18 protein-coding genes are annotated in these 19,497 nt (G+C 45.2%); 11 read left to right on the top strand and 7 right to left on the bottom strand.

Annotated features, from left to right (window positions below; translation table 11 throughout):
• Window positions 1-12 precede the first annotated feature (12 nt).
• The 4 genes from MSG37_RS16975 to MSG37_RS16960 all read right to left on the bottom strand — a co-directional run bounded on the left by MSG37_RS16975 (window position 13) and on the right by MSG37_RS16960 (window position 3,283).
• On the bottom strand, window positions 13-675 hold the full coding sequence (locus tag MSG37_RS16975) for a GntR family transcriptional regulator (RefSeq protein ID WP_248471851.1): 663 nt from the start codon (window positions 673-675) through the stop codon (window positions 13-15).
• Between the two features lie 82 nt (window positions 676-757).
• Window positions 758-1,663 (bottom strand): LysR substrate-binding domain-containing protein, encoded by a 906-nt coding sequence (locus tag MSG37_RS16970; protein ID WP_220780436.1) that lies wholly within the window; start codon window positions 1,661-1,663, stop codon window positions 758-760.
• Window positions 1,664-1,769: 106 nt separating this feature from the next.
• Complete coding sequence (locus MSG37_RS16965) at window positions 1,770-2,951, bottom strand: UxaA family hydrolase (protein ID WP_248471850.1); 1,182 nt, start codon at window positions 2,949-2,951, stop codon at window positions 1,770-1,772.
• A complete protein-coding gene (locus MSG37_RS16960; protein ID WP_248471849.1) occupies window positions 2,948-3,283 on the bottom strand; it encodes an SAF domain-containing protein in 336 nt (111 codons plus the stop codon). Before MSG37_RS16960 ends, MSG37_RS16965 begins: the two co-directional genes overlap by 4 nt.
• Before the next feature lie 520 nt (window positions 3,284-3,803).
• On the opposite strand from MSG37_RS16960, the gene MSG37_RS16955 reads away from it, so the two are divergent.
• From MSG37_RS16955 to MSG37_RS16945, 3 genes are all read left to right on the top strand, one after another.
• Window positions 3,804-5,387 carry a BCCT family transporter gene (locus tag MSG37_RS16955; RefSeq protein ID WP_248471848.1) on the top strand — a complete coding sequence of 528 codons (1,584 nt, stop codon included), beginning with the start codon at window positions 3,804-3,806 and terminating at the stop codon, window positions 5,385-5,387.
• Window positions 5,388-5,390: 3 nt separating this feature from the next.
• Window positions 5,391-6,512: a mandelate racemase/muconate lactonizing enzyme family protein gene (locus MSG37_RS16950; RefSeq protein WP_248471846.1), complete on the top strand. Its 1,122-nt coding sequence runs from the start codon at window positions 5,391-5,393 to the stop codon at window positions 6,510-6,512.
• A 225-nt stretch (window positions 6,513-6,737) separates the two neighbouring features.
• A complete protein-coding gene (locus MSG37_RS16945) occupies window positions 6,738-7,451 on the top strand; it encodes an SOS response-associated peptidase family protein (RefSeq protein ID WP_248471844.1) in 714 nt (237 codons plus the stop codon).
• A 42-nt stretch (window positions 7,452-7,493) separates the two neighbouring features.
• Here the strand turns inward: MSG37_RS16945 and MSG37_RS16940 are convergent, their stop codons facing one another.
• The 3 genes from MSG37_RS16940 to MSG37_RS16930 form a co-directional block, all read right to left on the bottom strand.
• A complete protein-coding gene (locus MSG37_RS16940) occupies window positions 7,494-8,561 on the bottom strand; it encodes an aminoglycoside phosphotransferase family protein (protein WP_248471843.1) in 1,068 nt (355 codons plus the stop codon).
• Between the two features lie 111 nt (window positions 8,562-8,672).
• Window positions 8,673-9,578 carry an NTP transferase domain-containing protein gene (locus MSG37_RS16935; protein WP_248471841.1) on the bottom strand — a complete coding sequence of 302 codons (906 nt, stop codon included), beginning with the start codon at window positions 9,576-9,578 and terminating at the stop codon, window positions 8,673-8,675.
• 123 nt (window positions 9,579-9,701) lie between these two features.
• Complete coding sequence (locus MSG37_RS16930) at window positions 9,702-10,925, bottom strand: DUF805 domain-containing protein (protein ID WP_248471840.1); 1,224 nt, start codon at window positions 10,923-10,925, stop codon at window positions 9,702-9,704.
• A gap of 337 nt (window positions 10,926-11,262) precedes the next feature.
• On the opposite strand from MSG37_RS16930, the gene gmk reads away from it, so the two are divergent.
• The 8 genes from gmk (at window position 11,263) to MSG37_RS16890 (ending at window position 19,491) form a co-directional block, all read left to right on the top strand.
• Window positions 11,263-11,886: a guanylate kinase gene (gene gmk / locus MSG37_RS16925; protein WP_248471839.1), complete on the top strand. Its 624-nt coding sequence runs from the start codon at window positions 11,263-11,265 to the stop codon at window positions 11,884-11,886.
• A 61-nt stretch (window positions 11,887-11,947) separates the two neighbouring features.
• Window positions 11,948-12,229 (top strand): DNA-directed RNA polymerase subunit omega, encoded by a 282-nt coding sequence (gene rpoZ / locus MSG37_RS16920; protein ID WP_012275521.1) that lies wholly within the window; start codon window positions 11,948-11,950, stop codon window positions 12,227-12,229.
• A gap of 13 nt (window positions 12,230-12,242) precedes the next feature.
• Window positions 12,243-14,348, top strand: a complete 2,106-nt coding sequence (spoT, locus tag MSG37_RS16915) for a bifunctional GTP diphosphokinase/guanosine-3',5'-bis pyrophosphate 3'-pyrophosphohydrolase (RefSeq protein WP_248471838.1) — start codon at window positions 12,243-12,245, stop codon at window positions 14,346-14,348.
• A 35-nt stretch (window positions 14,349-14,383) separates the two neighbouring features.
• Window positions 14,384-14,767 (top strand): RidA family protein, encoded by a 384-nt coding sequence (locus tag MSG37_RS16910; protein ID WP_248471836.1) that lies wholly within the window; start codon window positions 14,384-14,386, stop codon window positions 14,765-14,767.
• Window positions 14,768-14,854: 87 nt separating this feature from the next.
• Entirely contained in the window at window positions 14,855-15,550 is a 696-nt protein-coding gene (trmH, locus tag MSG37_RS16905; protein WP_248471835.1) for a tRNA (guanosine(18)-2'-O)-methyltransferase TrmH, read from the top strand.
• 259 nt (window positions 15,551-15,809) lie between these two features.
• Window positions 15,810-17,465: an AMP-binding protein gene (locus MSG37_RS16900; protein ID WP_248471834.1), complete on the top strand. Its 1,656-nt coding sequence runs from the start codon at window positions 15,810-15,812 to the stop codon at window positions 17,463-17,465.
• Window positions 17,466-17,646: 181 nt separating this feature from the next.
• Window positions 17,647-18,570, top strand: a complete 924-nt coding sequence (locus tag MSG37_RS16895) for a calcium/sodium antiporter (protein ID WP_248471832.1) — start codon at window positions 17,647-17,649, stop codon at window positions 18,568-18,570.
• Between the two features lie 216 nt (window positions 18,571-18,786).
• Entirely contained in the window at window positions 18,787-19,491 is a 705-nt protein-coding gene (locus MSG37_RS16890) for a hypothetical protein (RefSeq protein ID WP_248471830.1), read from the top strand.
• Window positions 19,492-19,497: the final 6 nt, after the last annotated feature.

Here is a 19,497-nt window from a genome sequence, read left to right as displayed (position 1 = left end):
AAACGAGAGTAATTAATCCGTCTTCACTAAATCACTTTTCGCTAAATCAGTACGGAACATCGGGGTGATGTTAGCTCTTGCTTGCTCGGCGGCGGTTTCAGGGTTGCCTGCACAGATAGCTTGCACTAAGGCCTGATGGCTTGAGGCGCTGTCAGACAAGTCGTAATCTTGGTGAGTAATGGCAATGTAAGCCTGCAGTGGATATAAGATCTGCTTATATTGATTGAGCATGCGTTCACTGCCGCAGATCTCAATGATCAGCTGATGTAATTGCCAGTCCATTTCACTGATGCGGCGGGTGTCATCACCATGCTGTAAACACAACAGTTGATACTCTTGAAAGAAGTCCGCTAAGCGGCGCTTATCATCGCTGCTGGCCCACTTAGCAGCCATCGCGGCGGCTTCACTTTCTAGCGCAACACGTAAATGATACAGCTCCCATAAATCTTGCTCATTTATCTCAACCACTTGCCAGCCCGAATAGGGCTTTTGAATCACTAGCCCCTCATTGACTAGCGAGTTTAGCGCCATACGCACCGTGCTGCGCGACAGCTCTAGCTGCTTGGCTAACGCACTCTCCACCAGCTTTTCGCCGAGTTTGATATGGCCTTCCAATATATGCGTGCGCAGATAACGAATGGCCTGCGACTCCAAACTTTCTTTAATGATTTTCATATCGTTTACTGATGGCTCAAATAGTGCGTAGGTATCATGTTAAGTAACCAAACAAGTGAAATAAACTCGACTAATGTCGGAGCTACTCCAGCATGGCTTGGTGAACAAACTGAATAAAGCTATGGGCTTGTGGCGATAACGGCTTATTTTTACGAGTCAAAATATAATATGCCCGCTGATGGCGCACTTTTAACTCAGGAAACGGCATCACCAAACGACCATCGGCAAGCTCTTCTTGGATCTGCTGATGGGCACACACTGCCACACCTAAGCCACTCATGGCCAGCGACATCACCACTTGGCTTTCACTGGCGTAATGGCACTTTTGCAGCTCTAGCTTGGCCACTGGATAATAATTTAGCCAATAGCGCCAGTCGAAGTTGTCTCGGTCATGAATAATACTGGCATCGGCTAAGTCTGCTGGCTTGGTGAGCGGTTTGCGCTTGAGGTACTCTGGCGAGCACACCGGCACATAATCTAGACTACACAAAAACTGCGAATCAAACCCTTCCCATTCACCGTCGCCCCACTTAATGGCGAGTTCGGTTTGCGGTAAAAAGTCAAAGTGATTGGTGGTCAGCATCTGCCCGACTAATAACTTAGGGTACTGAGCCAAGAACTTAGGCAGTAATTTACTGATCACTTGGCGGCTAAACACAGGCTCCATCTCAATGTGCAGCGTGTAGTGCTCGGCATCATTATGGAAACCGTCAACCACGCCCATTAACTCTTGGATCGGCTGATTGATCTGTAACAGTAATCGCTTACCATCTTCGGTTAATTGAATTTGTCTGCCACCACGATAAAACAACTTTGTCCGCAGCACGGCCTCAAGTTTAGCCACTTGTTGGCTAATGGCTGACTGGGTCAGACACAGTTCGCGGCTAGCCTCGGTAAAGCTTTGCTTATCTGCCACCGCTTTAAATGCCATAAACCAAGATAACTGCGGTAAGCGGGCACTTGCTGAACTAACTTGAGTTGTATTCATAACATCCTGCGATGGTAAGCCCCTACCGCAACGTTGTAGGATAAGGGCATTGCACTATTAACGATTAACAGCTAACAATTATTAACTGCTAATACGTTAAAACTGATTAGCAGCCTGGCTTAAAACGTAATACCGTTTCTAAGCGTTGGTCTTTTTGGTACAAGCTGCAATAGCTGTAACCAATCTCTTCAATATTGGTCTGCTGGCCTTGGGCTACACAGGCAACTTTGGCGACAATGCGCTCAGCAACACTTTCTACACCTTCTTCGGCGCGCATGATACCAGAAGCGTCAATATCTATATCTTCATTTAGCAAATATTGGTTACCGCTCACACGGATCACTGGCACGATGGGGTTATTAAAGCCTGCGCCGCCGGTTGTCCATAAGATTAGCTGTGCGCCCAGTGCCGCAAAGTGCATGCCTGCACTACCGCACAGATGTGTGGCTTCTGATAGGTAAAAACCTGCGGTAGTCGGCTTTTCATGCACCAGATGGTTTATCTGCAACACGCCTTGAATTGGACGAGTACCGGTTTTACTCAGCGCGCCAAAAGACTTCTCTTCCAGTGTAGTAAGGCCACCAACACTGTTACCAATGCTCATTGTCTCGACTTCAGCACCGTCTACGTGCCAGCGCGCTTCTTCTTCATGAATTAAGCGCTCTAGTTTGTCAGCTACCTCAGGCGACACCGCGCGCTGACGCAAAATGGTTTCACAGCCCACAAGCTCAATTAACTCACCGGCAATCGCGGTTGCGCCTAAATCCACTAAGGTATCAACCGCGCGGCCAACACTCGGGTTAGAAGCAATGCCAGAGCTGGTATCTGAACCGCCACATTTTACCCCAATCACTAACTTAGAAATCGGCGTTTCTATTCGCGGCGCGGCATTAGCGGCTTGCTGTAACTCTTGTGCGAATGCTTTACCTTGATTGATGGTGGCGCGCGTGCCTTGCTGCTTGATACACACTAACGAAAACGCTTCGCGCCCTGTTGCGCGGATAGGCGCGGCAACGATTTCAGGATCAATACTGCCGCAGCCCATCGCCAGCACCAGTACACCGGCGACATTGGGGTTATTGCCCGTATGCACCATGGTGTTGATCATCTCTTCGTTACCACCATACATACAGGTGTTGTAGTTGGTGACGACGATACCGTTATCGATACTGTCGGCGATGGCGCGAGCGATGCCGTCGCAACATTCATCTACCGCCATAATCAATACATGATTACGAATACCTACTGTGCCGTCGGCGCGGCCAAAACCCATAAATGTGTTCATCATGCTTGCTCAATGCCCATCTGTTTAATAATTTCTTCAATGATGTTGTCAGGAATATCTAATCGTTGGCTACGCACATTTTGTACATGGGCTAATTCACCGCGAGGGATAGTCATAATCGCCACACCTACTGGGTAACCCGCTTTAGTAATTAGTTGCTGGTCGGCAATATCAGTTAACGCCACTTTATTACCAAAAGTAATGGCTTGAAGGCAGGTCACTAGATCAATGACTTGATTGTTGGCGGAGATAATTTCTATCTCATCGCCTTTAACGGCATCAACAAGTAGCGTGGCTACGTTGTCGTTAGGGTCGAGCTGGATGGCTTTTTTCATTCTACTAGCGAAAATTGTCAGACAATCCTACAATTTAATTGTTTTTTGCTATTTTTCAATCCACAAATTGCCATCTTGCGCCCTCAAATAGGCTTGGTTTATATGAAATGTGATGCAGCATCCATTTTGAGTGCTATCTCTTTTGCTAATAACAGCAGCTAATGCAACCAGCTTGGCGACTTTGTTTGTGGTGCCGTATTTCTGTCAATCAGCTTTTGCGGCTTGAAAAAGGCGATGTAGACTACACAATTGCCAAGTTAGCAACACAAGCTATTAACAGCTACCACACAGACTCTACCTCGACTGATAAATCACTACAGAAAGTTTATTGTTTAAGCCATCACAATGGTAAAACCGCCTACGTGACCTAGCTCTTACTATTACATTTGATAATAGCTAAATAAGCTTTTATTGTTGTCACTCTGCGCCAAACTCGCTCAAAATCCGCCCGATTAAAATTCCCTGTGCGGTTTACCTAATATACGTAAGCCGCACTTCTACCTTTTGTAAGGATGTAGTCGTGACTGATACAACAGCGACACCGGCAGCAGAACAAACTGCTTCCCCAGTTCAAAACGATAAAGTGCAAAACGACAAGCTGCTGATCTCAGTAAGCTTGGCCGTGGTATTTGCAGTTGTAATGATGCTGGTATTTAACCCAGATCAAGTGCAAGCAGCCGGTAAAACTGCGTTCGCAGCATTAACCAATACTTTTGGTTCTTTCATTCAGCTGTTTGCCTTTGCATCTGTTTGTACCATGTTGTACATCGCAACCAGCCGTTACGGCACCATTAAGCTTGGCGATGGCGCGCCTGAATACAGCAACATGAGCTGGTTGTTCATGTTTATCTGTGCTGGTTTAGGTTCGGCTACTATGTACTGGGCGTTTATGGAATGGGCTTACTACTACAATGGTATTGGTCTAAACATTGAAGGCCAGAGCAACGAAGCGCTGCGTACTAGTTTGTCTTACGTGATGTTCCACTGGGGTATTACCCCTTGGGCTATCTACGGTCTTGCGTCTATCGCAATGGCGTACCACTTCCACGTAAACCGCGCTAAAGGTCTTAACCTATCATCGTTAATGGTTTCTATCCTTGGCATGAAAGAAGACAGCACGGCTAGCCGTGTTATGGGTCGCACGCTGGATCTTATCTTCCTATTCGCGACGTTTGGTGGTCTTATCCTAACCACTACAGTTACGGTAAACACAGTATCAACTGGTTTTGCTGAGCTGTTTGGCATGGAAAACACCTTCGCGATGAAGACGATTCTATTAGCACTTATTACTCTAACCTTTACCCTAAGCTCTTACATCGGTATTGCTGAAGGTCTACAAAAAATCGCTCACGCTGCATGTGGTATGTGTTTTGTGTTCGCTGTGGTTGTATTGGTTCTAGGTGACACCGGCTTCATCGTTGACTTCTTTGTTAACTCACTAGGTCTGACTCTGACTAACTTCGTTGAGATGAGCCTGTTTACTGACGCAACAAATGGCGGCACCTTCAACAAAGACTGGACTGTGTTCTACTGGTTGTACTGGTTCACTTACACTCCAGCAGTAGCAATCTTCGTTACCCGTATTTCTAAGGGTCGTACTATCCGTCAGGTAGTATTAGGTCTGATTGCCGGTGGCTGTGCGGGTTGTTGGTTCTTCTTCGGCGCCCTAACAGGTTACTCTGTTGACGCTATGGTTGACGGTGTGGTGAATGCACCGGCACTACTAAACAGTGCAAGTGGCGACATCGCAGTGGCTCAGCTAATTGCTAACCTGCCATTTGGTACCATCTTGTCAGTATTCTACTTCGTACTAATGATGTTGTTCCTAGCTTCTCACTTAGATGCGACTGCGTTTACTGTAGCGGCGGTAAGCACTAAGAACCTAAAGCAAGGTCAAGATCCAAGCCGTGAGCTACGCGTGTTCTGGTGTGTGATGCTAAGTCTATTACCGCTAGCAATGCTATATATCAATGCATCCCTAGACACCTTGAAAACAGCGGTAACCCTAACTGCGGCACCATTTGTAATCGTACTAATGCTATGTATGTTCGGTCTAAAGAAATTCCTATCAAACCACAAGTTTGATGACGTTGCAGAGAAATAAATCATGTTGAAAATTACCGATATTGAAGTTATCCACCTACGCGTTCCAGCAATGGATGCCGATTGTGAATGGGGTGAAGACGCCGTCATCGTTAAGGTGCACACTGATAAAGGTATCGTGGGTGTTGGCGAAGCTGACTCTAGCCCGCTAGTGGTTCAAGCTTGTATCGAGGCGCCACAAACTAACTTCTACTGCAACGGTCTTAAGCGTCTGTTGATTGGTGAAAACGCGCTAGAAATCGAGCGTCTGTGGAACAAGATGTACTGGGGTTCTAACTACATGGGTCGTCGCGGTGCAGGCATTCACGCCATTAGCGCTATAGACATCGCCCTGTGGGATATCGCCGGTCAGTTCTACGGTGTGCCAGTACATACGTTACTAGGCGGTAAGTACCGTGAAAAAATCCGTTGTTACGGTACTTTCATTCCAGCTGACAAGCCAGAAGACAACGTAGCCGTTGTACAAGGCTTGAAAGACCAAGGCTTTACCAGCATTAAGTTTGGCGGCGGCGTGATGGGCGATGACCCAGACACTGACTACGCCATTGTTAAAGCGGTACGTGAAGCGGCAGGTCCTGAGATGGAAGTGCAGATCGACTTAGCGTCTAAGTGGCACACTTGTGGTCATTCAGCCATGATGGCAAAGCGTCTAGAAGAGTTTAACCTCAACTGGATTGAAGAGCCGGTATTAGCTGACAGCTTGATCAGTTATGAAAAGCTATCACGCCAAGTGTCGCAAAAGATTGCTGGCGGTGAGTCTTTGACTACGCGTTACGAGTTCCAAGAGTTCATCACTAAGTCTAATGCCGATATCGTTCAGCCAGACATCACCCGTTGTGGTGGTATCACTGAAATGAAGAAGATTTACGATATCGCGCAAATGAACGGTACTCAGCTGATCCCTCATGGTTTCAGCACAGGTATTTTGTTGCATGCTTCAGTGCATTTCTTAGCGGCTTGCGAACAAGGCACGCTAATGGAGTTCTCACAGAGCAGCAGCCCACTGTTCACTAGCTTAGTGAAAAACCAGCTACAGTTCGACAACGGCTATGTAGCCGTATGCGACAAGCCAGGTTTAGGTATCGAGCTAGACGAAGAGTTGATTGCCAAGTACCGTGTGAACTAGCATCGCGTAACCTAGCACTGAGAAAATCAGCATCGAGTGAACGATTCGCCCAGTGCTGGTTTAATTGAGTGACTAAATAGAAAATGCCAGTAAGCTTGCTTACTGGCATTTTTTACGTCTGCAATTCGAGCTTCAGCTGCTCAGCAAGAAGCCTTATCTTACTAGTGTTTAGCTTCAACCACAGCCATACTCTTAGCAACACCTTAGGTAATTAGAGACATTTCCATGTGCGGTCGACTCAACATTATTGATGACATGTTTGTACAAGCATTGATGGAAGACTTGCGGATTAAAAACCAGCAAGAGATGCTGTTTGGCCGCTTTAAAATGCCGACTAATGACATCAGTATTGTGCGCGAGATTGATGGCGAGCGCCGCTTACAGACCGCCACCTGGTGGTTACTGCTTGAAACAGCTTACGAAGGCTTTAAACCCAGCCGTTACACTTCATTTAATAGCCGATTTGATAAACTAAATACGCCCAATAGCGCTGGCTTTCAGCCATTTAGAGAGAGCCGTTGCTTAGTGCTAGCCAGTGGCTTTGGCGAAACAGAAAAGCAAGGCAAAGATAGCTATTACCACGACTTTATCGCCGAGAACTCAGCGATAGCTTTTGGCGGATTATTTCGAGACTGGCAACACCCAAAAACCGGTGAAACAATCACATCTTGCTCTATCATCACTAATCCACCACATCCTGACTTAATGCCATATCACAGTAAAGCCAGCCCGTTGATTCTGCCACAAAATAGTGAAGTGCTTGATGCTTGGTTAAACCCAGCTAATCAGCAAGTGGAGATATTTGGAGATTTGCTCAAACCAGCGCTGAGGCATGACTTTACGGTGCAGCAAATAAATAAGCCGAGCCAGTATCAACCTATTGGTCAAACTGCTCGGCTTATTCCTAACGACTATTATCCTAACGACGATCTTGTCTAATTCCTAACAACGGTCTTGTCTAGGTCTTATTAAATAAAACGCTTAGTTTAGGTAAGCGCTTAACGTGTCTTGCTGATTCAGCAGACTTTGGTACATAGTGAACTGATTGGCGGCACGCTCTAAATTATGACCTTCATGGTGAATTTGGAAGTACACATCGCCATTTAAGTGATCAGTTAAGAACCTCACACCTATCATCAAACACATCACTCTGGCGCCTAGCCACAAGCTCTTGCGCTCTTCATCAGAAAGCACATCACCCAACTCACTTAAGTAGCCTTTACAGATAGCGCCAAAAATAGACTCGCGTACCTGCACTTTATCTAGCGCGGTAGAGTCTTCCTCTTCAGGGCTACAGAAAGTACGTACCATGTCGCCAAAGTCATACATTAGATAACCTTTCATACAGGTATCTAAATCAATAATAGCTAAGCTAGACATATCACGCTTATCAAAAAGCATGTTGTTGATCTTGGTGTCGTTATGGCAAATGCGGTGCGGGAGCTTAGTTTCAACTTGTGCGAGTTCCTGCAATAAACCTTGTTGAGACAACACAAAATCAATCCAGTCACGGCATTGCGCAACTCGATTTTGACTATCTGCGCTGATAGCCTGCTGAAGCAGCTCAATCCGCCCTGGCAGATGATGAAAATTAGGGATTACATCTTCAATCTGCTCAGCATCAAGCTCTGTAAGTGCACTTGAGAAATGACCAAAAGCTTTGGCAGCCATTTCAGCATCAGCTTCGCAACCCACAACATCGATACTGTGACTATAAGGTAGGTAATTCATACCACGCCAAAAGCCAAGTTCGCCTAGATCAATATACAAGTCACCATTTGCCAAAACCTCTGGCGAGACGACTTGTAAACCATAGCCTGCGGCTGCGACCTTTTTATGCAAATGCTGGCTAATTTTATGCGCATTATTCACCAACGCTGTAGGTGTTTTAAAAACATCGGTATTTATTTTTTGCAGCACAAAATCGCGGTTCAATCCACGAACTAAAAAGGTATAGTTAATATGGCCATTCCCCAAAGGGGTTACTTTGGCGTCATTAGCATCAACACCAAAATGAGACAAAACATGTTGTCTTATAAAATCAATCACCCAACACTCCAGTTATTTTTGTATCACTTTTGCTATCTAGAGTCGCTCTAGAATTTCCCTGCAAAGGTTTAATTAAAAGTTTATTTATCTTTAGTTTAGCTACGTTAAAGACTATTTAGTCGTGAGAGTTTGTTGTAACTTTACTTTAACCCACTCTGCATCTTCAGGGTAAGTCACCCCGTACCAAGACTCTTGCGCCACACTAACCTTTACCCCCCATTTAGATGTCGCATGGGAGTTATTATCTATGTGGGCTTGTACAACACTCGGTAAATAACACTCTGTTTTAGGCTGCTTACCATGGATCTTAATAAACTCACTTAACTCTTGCTCAATAACCGCAAAGATATCGGGCTTAAAGCCCCAGCAAGTCATAGAGACCACAGCATTGTCAGCAATAACTTGTCGTTCTTCACTAAGCATACCAGTTAAACCAGATGCGTCTTGACGGATCTCAAGCCACTCAGCCACATCAACAAGTTTACCGTCGACAACTTTGCATAAACCTCGGTTAACCCCACCGTTTTCAGATAAGGTTAGATTGATTGGATAGCCAACCATCATCCAGTCATCATTCGCCGTAGACAAACCTTCAGCTAACAAACTAAAAGCACTGTCACCGTAGAAATCATCAGCGTTGATAACAGCCATTGGCCCATGCACATGATCTCTTGCACTCCAAAGTGCATGGGCTGTACCCCAAGGCTTTTGACGCTGGGATAAATCAACAAAATCTTCAACAGCTGTCGGTAAGTCGTCCATCGACTGCACACAGTATTCAACGCTAAAGTTATCAGCGAACTTGCCCATTAACGCTTGGTCTAACATCGGCGCTAGCTCTGGGCGAATTATCAATACCGCTTTGGAAAAACCAGCCTTATAAGCACTTTTTAATGAAAGCTCCAACATGGTCTCACCATTAGGACCAAGCTCTGCAAGCTGCTTATCACCGCCAAATCGGCTTCCTAACCCCGCCGCTAAAATCACTAAGGTTAATGATTGTTCGCTGTTACTCATCAAATTAATTGTCTCTCTAACAGATGCTAAGCAGCATCACAATAAGGCGAAGAAGTTTAAAGACTCTATTTCGCAATATCCAGCCTTATTGGCTAAACGAACCTTTTGTTCTATCGCTTTTTCTTATAGATAATCTCTAAAGGCAGCAACTTTAGCTAATGCTGCTTGGCTGCCTTTAAGGCTAAAGTTATAACCGCACAGACTGACATTGCCTCTGCGCGCCATATCAATAACAATCGCTTCGGTATCTAGCGGAGAAAAGCGTGCTTCAGTGCCTGTGTCTGCAAGTAAATCAACAACTATTGGTCGATATTCTGTGCCATTGTTAAAGCGCAAACGCGAACAGGTTCTATCACCTTTAGCTGTAGCTAATGACCATAGGTTTGCTGGTGCACCGCTATCCCCTAGCCAGCGCATGATCAGTACATCATCTTCCAGTGCTAAACTAAAATCATCAGGCATAGCAGTTGATACTCGCACAACTTTTGGCTCGGTTATCACTTCTTCATTAGCTACGCCGACATTGACATCTTCTTGCTCTGAACTTGGTATTAATGTCCAAAGACTAATCAACAGCATACTGCCGACAATGGCGCCTGCGCCGATTAATACGCCTTTCTTGTTTGCTTCAATAAACAGCTGCAATTGGTCTAAAGCTGGTTGTGCTTGTCTGCTGTTACGGTGACGGCGGTGCTGAGCAAGCCTATCCTGCTGATAAGTATTATTTGTTGGCTCAACATTCGAGCGAGGCTGTGTATCAAACTGAGCTTTGTTCTCTACTTCAGCGCTAGCTGCTGCGTTATCAGCTCTACTTTTCTGAAGGTCTGCAGAATAATCAACGACATCAGCGTTTTCCCCCCTGCCGTCAATATCTGCAGAGAAACTTGGTTCCCCGCCACCTAATGTTGGCTCAACTCGGCTGCGGTGATTGTCTTTACGCATAGGGCGAGCTGCTTCATTCATCTCAACAGGGCCTGAATAACCTTGTATATAATCAGCATTGCTTACAGCTGGCTGAATTGCCAAATAACCTATGGTTAGCACAGCTAATAATAAAAAGGTTAATAACAGCATCATGCTTTGGATGTGCACTAAGGTGATGATGACTAAAATAAAAGGTAATAAAGTCACTAAAGTAAACAGTGCAGGTTTACCGCTATCTCGCAATCGGCGTAAGCTAGTTAACGCCAGAATAGGAGCAAGGAGCAACGCCGGAACATATAACAAACCACTTGGACCTAACAGCGCCACTGAGATAAATAAAGCTAAATAAATCAAACTACTGATTGCAGAGAAACGCTTGCTATTATCTAAACCTACAACACAAAAAAGCGACTTTATTTGCATACAACTACCACCCTAAAAATTCCTATAATAAATCTGCACTACAACTCCATAAGTGGTAACGCAGCCTTTTTATGCTCAGGCGAAAGCACAAAATCGAATGGGTTAGCCTACCGAATTTAGCGCTTAATGTCAGTGTTTTCGGGCAATAAAGCTCAAAGATGCTCAATAAGCGAAACCCCGCTATGGCTCAGGTACACCAAACTAAGCTTTGTAATAAATTCATCTGTGACTAGCACAAATATCACCCTAGGCTGTATAATGGCTCGCTTAATCTTTTACCCGCACAATTTTAAGTTCACAGTACTTAAAATTGTGCACACATCGGATACAGCAGCTAATGACCGCTCGCGGAAACCTATTTATCGTCTCGGCGCCAAGTGGCGCAGGTAAATCATCGCTTATTTCAGCCCTATTAAGGGATCAACCTGTAGATATGCAAGTTTCAGTTTCGCACACCACAAGACAACCACGTCCGGGTGAAGAAAACGGTCAACATTACCATTTCGTTTCTCAAGATGAGTTCAAGAGCTTAATCGCCGATAACGCATTTTTTGAATGGGCTGAAGTATTCGGTAACTATTATGGCACTTCACGTGTCACGATTGAGCAAACGCTAGCAAAAGGTATCGACGTATTTTTAGATATCGACTGGCAAGGTGCGCAGCAAGTTAAAGAGCTAATGCCTGAATCTATTGGCGTTTTCATTTTACCGCCATCAAAAACAGAATTAGAACGCCGCCTAACTGGCCGCGGACAAGACAGCGCTGAAGTGATTGCAGGCCGCATGGCACAAGCAGTTTCAGAGATGTCACACTACAATGAATATGATTTCGTTATCGTCAATGATGATTTCGACAAAGCATTGGCTGATTTATTAGCGATCATTCGCAGCCAAAGATTAACCTCTGCTAGCCAAATTCATACGCAGAATGGTATGATTAAAGATCTGTTGGCAGGCTAACTGTCTTCATGTACAATTTTGCGTCATTTTTTCAATCGATAAAACACTGGAGTTTCCAAACATGGCTCGCGTAACTGTAGAAGATGCCGTAAACCAAATCGGCAACCGTTTTGATATGATTCTGGTTGCAGCGCGTCGTGCTCGCCAAATCGCTGTTCAGGGTAAAGACCCTATGGTTGAAGAAGAGAACGACAAGCCAACGGTTATCGCTCTTCGCGAAATCGAATTAGGTTTAGTCACAGCTGATACTTTGGATGCCGATGAGCGCCAAACAGTTCGTGAACGTGAAGCAGCTGAAATCGCTGCTGTTGCTGCCATCGCTGAAGGCCGCAACGCTATATAAGGAGTGTAGTCACTTGTATCTGTTTGAAGGTCTCAAGGAGTCTGCTTCAGGTTATTTAGAATCTGAACAGGTAGAATTACTCAAGCAGGCCTATCAGGTGGCGCGTGATGCCCATGAAGGTCAGATGCGCACGAGTGGCGAACCTTATATTACCCATCCGGTTGCGGTTGCCCGCATCCTGGCCGATATGCGTCTCGATCATGAGACGCTTATGGCCGCACTCTTGCACGACACTATCGAAGACACCCCTGTTACCAAAGAAGAATTAGCTGAGCTATTTGGCGAGTCTATTGCTGAGTTGGTAGAAGGTGTATCTAAGCTAGATAAGCTTAAATTTCGCGACAAGAAAGAAGCTCAGGCTGAAAACTTTCGTAAAATGATGATGGCGATGACCCAAGATATTCGCGTCATCTTAATCAAGCTTGCCGATAGAACCCACAATATGCGTACATTAGGTGCCTTGCGCCCTGACAAACGCCGCCGTATTGCCCGAGAAACGCTCGAGATCTACGCCCCTATCGCCAACCGTCTTGGTATTCATAATATTAAGAGTGAGTTAGAAGATTTAGGTTTCCATGCCTATTATCCAATGCGATATCGTGTTCTTAAAGAAGTAGTTAAGGCCGCTCGTGGTAATCGCAAAGAACTGATTCAAAGTATCGAAGCTGCAATTGAAACTCGCCTCGAAGACACTGGCCTACAAGGTGCTGTCAAAGGTCGTGAGAAAAACCTTTATTCCATCTACAACAAGATGCGCAATAAAGAGCTGCAATTCCAAGAAGTCATGGATATCTATGCCTTCAGAGTCATCGTTGACTCTATCGATACTTGCTATCGCGTAATGGGTGCCATGCATGGCCTTTATAAGCCGCATCCAGGCCGCTTTAAAGATTATATCGCGATCCCTAAAGCCAACGGCTATCAGTCATTACATACTTCGCTTTTTGGTCCTCACGGTGTGCCGGTTGAGATCCAAATCCGTACCGAAGATATGGACCAAATGGCAGATAAAGGGGTCGCGGCTCACTGGCTGTATAAAAAAGGCAGCTCAGCAGAGCAAGGCACCACAACTCAAGTGCGTGCCCGTAAGTGGATGCAAAGCTTGCTCGAACTTCAGCAAAGCGCTAGCACCTCTTTTGAGTTCGTTGAAAACTTTAAGACTGAACTCTTTCCTGAAGAGATTTATGTGTTCACCCCTGAAGGCCGTATTTTAGAGCTACCAGTAGGTGCAACGCCTGTCGATTTTGCTTACGAAGTGCATACAGACGTAGGTAATACCTGTGTTGGTGCTAAAGTAAATCGCCAAGCTTATCCATTAAGTCAGCCTCTTATCTCCGGCCAAACCGTAGAGATTATTACCGCAAACGGCGCCCGTCCAAATGCAGCATGGCTAAACTTTGTGGTAACAGGTAAAGCTCGCGCTAAAATCCGTCAGTTACTGAAGAGCCTGAAAGAAGACGATGCCATTTTATTAGGTAAGCGTTTACTTAATCATGCTTTAGGTGAAACTAAGTTAGATAGCTTATCACCAGAACAGATTGAAAAAGTAGTCAAAGATACCAAGCATGAAACTCTTGATGCACTGCTAGCCGATATTGGTTTAGGCAACGCTATGAGTATTGTGATTGCCCAGCGCCTGCGCGGCGACCAAGTTGACACTGAAGAGCACAAAGAAACCCATACTATGCCAATTCGTGGCGCTGAAGGTATGTTGGTAACCTTTGCTAATTGTTGTCGCCCAATTCCTGGTGATGCAGTTATTGCCCATGTAAGCCCAGGTAAAGGCCTAGTGGTACACATGGAAAGCTGTGCCAATATACGTGGTTACCAAGGCGAGCCTGATAAGTATATTCCTGTGCAATGGGACAGCGCTGAAGGCGTTGAATACCAAGCCAATCTGCGAGTGGAGATTGTTAACCACCAAGGCGCACTTGCGAAAATCACTTCGATTGTCGCTGCAGAAGGCTCAAATATTCATAACTTGACCACAGAAGAACGCGACGGACGAGTATTCCTCATCAATCTGCGAATTTCTGTGCGTGACCGTATCCATTTGGCTAACGTAATGCGCCGTATTAGGGTATTACCTGAAGTATTACGTACATCTAGGAATCGCTAACTCACTATTGTACTCAGTTAAAACAAGGACAGATCATGGCAGAAAAAATCATCATCGCGACCGCTAAAGCGCCACAAGCAATTGGCACATACTCTCAAGCAGTTAAAGTGGGTAGCACAGTTTATTTATCAGGTCAGATCCCCCTTGTTCCAGAAACAATGGAAATCGTTAGCAATGAGTTTGAAGCCCAAGTTGTACAGGTATTTGAAAACCTAACAGCGGTATGTGAAGCTGCAGGTGGTTCACTAAGCGATATAGTCAAACTGAATATCTTTATGACGGACCTTAGTAACTTCGCTACAGTAAACGAGATTATGGGTCGTTATTTTGAACAGCCTTATCCTGCACGTGCAGCAATCGGTGTAAAACAATTACCGAAAGACTCACTTGTTGAAATGGATGGAGTGATGGAGATCTAATCTATCATCACTTTATCAATTGGGCGCTTAGGCGCCCATTTTGTTTTAAACCCATTATTTAATACCACACTAATTTAGAAGCCTAGCATGAGTCCTGAACGTTTTGCCCGCATCAATCAGATGCTTGATAATCGCCAACCCGACCTTACCGTTTGCTTAGACACAGTGCACAAAGGCAACAATATTGCTGCGGTATTGCGTACAGCTGATGCCGCAGGCATTCATGAAGTGCACGCAGTATGGTCAGATCTTGAAATGCGCGTGTCGGGCAACACCGCGTCTGGCAGCCAGCAATGGGTTAAAACCCGTGTGCACCACACTATGGCTGAGGCCGTTGAAGAGTTTCGCGCTAAAGACATGCAAATTCTAGCAACGACGTTTTCAGATACTGCGGTCGATTTCAGAGAGATTGATTACACCAAGCCCACAGTGATTATTATGGGTAACGAGCGCGATGGCGTGAGCCCTGAAGGCATCGCCGCAGCAGACCAGCACATCATTATCCCTATGATAGGCATGGTGCAATCGCTAAACGTATCAGTAGCATCCGCGCTAATCATGTATGAAGCTCAGCGTCAGCGCACAGAGGCAGGTATGTATGGTACTCGTAAGCTCGATGATGCTTACTGCCAAACCAAGCTCTTCGAGCAAGGCCATCCAATTTATGCCAAAGCTTGTCGCCGTAAAAAGCTACCTTACCCAGCCGTTGATGAAAGCGGACAAATTGTTGCCGATGATGACTGGTGGCAAAAAATGCGCGCCCCATCAGACGAAGAAGAATAACTCCTTCTGCGCCCAGCACTCGCTCCTGCAGCGCTGGGCTCTCAATATTTTCAAGCGTACCGACTTATATCCAACACTCCCTCTGCTCAAACATCTGCTTTTTCCATATAAACAAAATTGTAACACCCGTTTGAAAAAGTTTGTCTTAGATCACATTTTTCGCCATACTCAAGATGAAACCAGCTTATTAAACGAACGATTAAAACAACTATATAGATATAAGCTGAATTGGAATCAACAAAATCAATATGGAAATGCGATGGAATCTTCTATGAAAACACCAATTGAGATGCTTGAACATTGGGTTGAAAAACAAGGCGATCAAGTTTATCTAAAGCAGCCAATTGATGGTCAGTATAAGACTTTTACTTGGCGCGATGTGCAAACAAAAATGCAGCAGATTGCTGGCGCATTAAGACACCTTGGCCTCAACCCTGGCGACAAAGTTGCTGTTCTTTCTAAAAACTGTGCCGAATGGTTTATTACCGACTTAGCCCTAATGCATGGCGGCTATATTAGTGTACCTATCTACCCAACGGCTAACGCTGACACCATTCGCTACACCTTAGAGCACAGCGAAGCTAAAGCCATTTTTATCGGTAAACTCGATTACTGGGCCGACCAAGAAGCTGGTGTCGGTGGTGATATTCTGCGTCTTGCTATGCCGTATGACACCATGCCGTCACAGTATCACTGGGATAAAATGCTCAATATGGGCCAGCCTTTAATTGATGCACCGCTGCCAACGGCCGAGCAGATCATGACCATTATCTACACCTCTGGATCGACTGGTAAGCCAAAAGGTGCAATTCAAAATTTCGCTAGCTACGCATGGACCTGTACTGCGGTAGTGCGCGATTTAAAAACGGATGTAGAAGACAGATTACTTTCATACTTACCACTAGCACATATTACCGAACGTGTGGCGATTCAAGGCTCATCATTCTATTCAGGCAGTAGCGTTGCTTTTGTTGAAAGCCTAGATAGCTTTGTCGCTGATGTGCAGCGCGCCAGACCAACAGTATTCTTCTCTGTACCGCGCCTGTGGAGCCTATTCCAGAAAAATATTATCGACAAAATTGGCTACAGCAAGCTTAACTTCCTGCTTAAAGTACCCATTGTTAGTGGTATTGTTAAGCGTAAAATCCATCAAGGGCTAGGTTTAGAGCATTGTCATCTGCTGGGTTCAGGCTCAGCACCAATCCCGCCATCATTGGTTGAGTGGTATCACAAGATTGGTTTAAACATCTCAGAAGCCTGGGGCATGACAGAAAACTGCGCTTACTCGATTATTAACCATCCGTTTGACGCCAATAAAGTTGGTTCTGTTGGCCGCGCGGTTGAAGGTTGTGAGGCTAAGCAGTCTGACGTAGGTGAATTACTGGTTAAGAGCCCTGGCTTAATGCAAGGCTATTACAAACAGGAAGAAGAAAGCGCTAAGTGCTTTGATGCAGAAGGCTTCTTCCATACAGGCGATCTTTGCTCTATTGATGATGAGGGTAATGTCAGCATTACTGGCCGCGTTAAAGACAATTTCAAAACAGCCAAAGGTAAGTATGTAGCGCCAGTGCCAATTGAGCGTAAGCTGGCACAAGATCCCCATGTAGAGATGATTTGTGTAATCGGTTCTGGCTTACCCCACCCTATCGCGTTAGTACAGCTGTCAGAAGGTGCGGCTCTGCAACCAAGAGAAGAAGTACGAGCCTCACTAAAAGACACTGTTGATGCGGTGAATCCACATCTTGAGTCACACGAAACTGTCGATGCGATTGTTATTGTCAGTGAGCCTTGGGACGTTGAAAACGATGTCCTCACGCCAACGCTTAAAATTAAACGCCATGTGCTTGAGAAAAAGTTTAGCGAAAAAGTGGATGGCACTCGTGGCGGCAAAGTTTGCTGGGAAGACGAAATCTAGACTTTGCCTATCAAAGCCAAACTGTTATTACGGCACACTTCAAAGTGTGCCGTTTGTTTTTGTGACAAATAATCACCAATTAACTAAATTTAATGAGTAACACGCAGTTTTTTATTGCGCAATTTTGCAAAGAAACTATTCTTGCCATCCTTTCAAAGAAACCCAATTTATAGAGTCAACCATGTTTATTTTATTGTCGATACTCGGCGGCTTTCTAATTCTTACTGTTGGCGCAGAAGCCTTAGTAAGAGGAGCAAGCCAAATAGCCCTAAGATTAGGGCTTACACCACTTATTATTGGTTTAACCATTGTAGCCTTTGGTACCAGTGCGCCAGAACTTGCAGTAAGCGTAAAATCTGCGATTGCCGGTAATAGCGGTATCGCTTTAGGTAACGTGATTGGCTCTAACATTGCCAACATCGGCCTAATTTTAGGTATCACCGCGCTTATCCGTCCGATCAAAATTGAATCGCAAATGGTGCGTCGTGACATTCCAATCATGATTGGTGCATCGTTACTATTTTGGAGTCTGCTGCTTGATGGTGGTTTAAGCTTCTGGGATGGTGCGATTCTGTCTGCACTACTTGTGGCTTACTTAACATTCAGCTACTTCACTGCAGAAAAACAAACTGACGATGATGTTGAAGATACTAAGCAAAACCCAATTCTTTCAGTGCTATTTATCGTTATCGGTATCAGCATGTTAGTTGGTGGCGGTATTTTGTTTGTTGATGGCGCAGTTGCTATGGCGCAGTCATTTGGCATCAGCGAAGTGATTATTGGCCTAACCATCGTTGCTATCGGTACCAGTATGCCAGAGCTGGTGACTTCAATTGTTGCCGCACTAAAAGGCCAGAGCGACATCGCAATTGGCAACGTTGTCGGCTCAAACCTATTTAATATTTTGGGTATTTTAGGTGTGACTGCACTTATTCACCCAATTATTGGTAGTGAAATTAGCAACCTTGACTGGAGCGCGATGATTGCCTTTGCTGTTATCTTGCTGCCGTTTGCTTACACAGGTCTACGCATTGGTCGCCGTGAAGCCGCGCTACTAGTACTAGGCTATGTTGCTTACATCGGCTACTTGGTTGCTCAAGTTTAATTAATAAGCCACTGGCTAGCAGTTAAATAGAAATGGCCTAATGTGCAACGCACCTTAGGCCATTTTTTTATCCTGTAAATCGTCAAAATGACAAATGTCACCCTAAACTGGTGACGTTTGTGTCTGCATTTATCCTCAACAATCTCCAATACTAGAGCCGTACCCAACAATACCTACCGCAATAAAGGTAGGTATAACACTCAAATGGAGATTGATATGAAAACTTTATTATTCGTTACATCACTTGGTATTTCATCTGCTTTAGGTAGCCAAATCGCCAATGCGGAAAGCATTGAAAATATTGATGCTGCAGCTAACCATATGGATGTAAAAACTCTGACAGGTTACGGCCAACAGGGTAATGACTATAACCAAGCTTATGCTAATTATCGTCTAGCAATCAGTGCTAATATTTTAGGCCAACCACAACTTGCCGTTAGCGCACTAGAAAATGCCAAAGAAACGCTCGAAACCCTAACCAGTGCAAGCAGTAATGCCGACAACCTTGCACTGCTATCATCTGTCTACGGCATGCTTATCGCCCTTGATAACAGCAAAGCCGTTACTTATGGCCCGAAAGCTGGCAAGGCAATACAACAAGCCAAGCAACTTGAGGCTGATAACCCAAGAGTCGCGCTAGTACAGGCCATTAGCGCATTTAATACACCCGCTATGTACGGTGGTAGTATGCAGCGCGCAGCAGACTTAGCGACTCAAGCCATTGAACTTTACGCCAATCCTTGCGATAACATCTGTTGGGGATACGCTGAAGCCTATACTTGGCGAGGACTAGCCAAGCAAAGCTTAGGGGATTTAGAGGGGGCAGTTGCTGATTGGCAGCAAGCATTAACAGTAGAGTCTGACTACGCTTGGGCGCAGTTTCTTTTACAACAGAACAGTCAACAAAACAGCAAAAGCTAGCTATGC

Source organism: Shewanella sp. 1CM18E (assembly GCF_023161665.1).
Lineage (GTDB): Bacteria > Pseudomonadota > Gammaproteobacteria > Enterobacterales > Shewanellaceae > Shewanella.
Note: the sequence above shows the minus strand (reverse complement) of the source record. Positions and strands in the feature narration are given on the sequence as shown.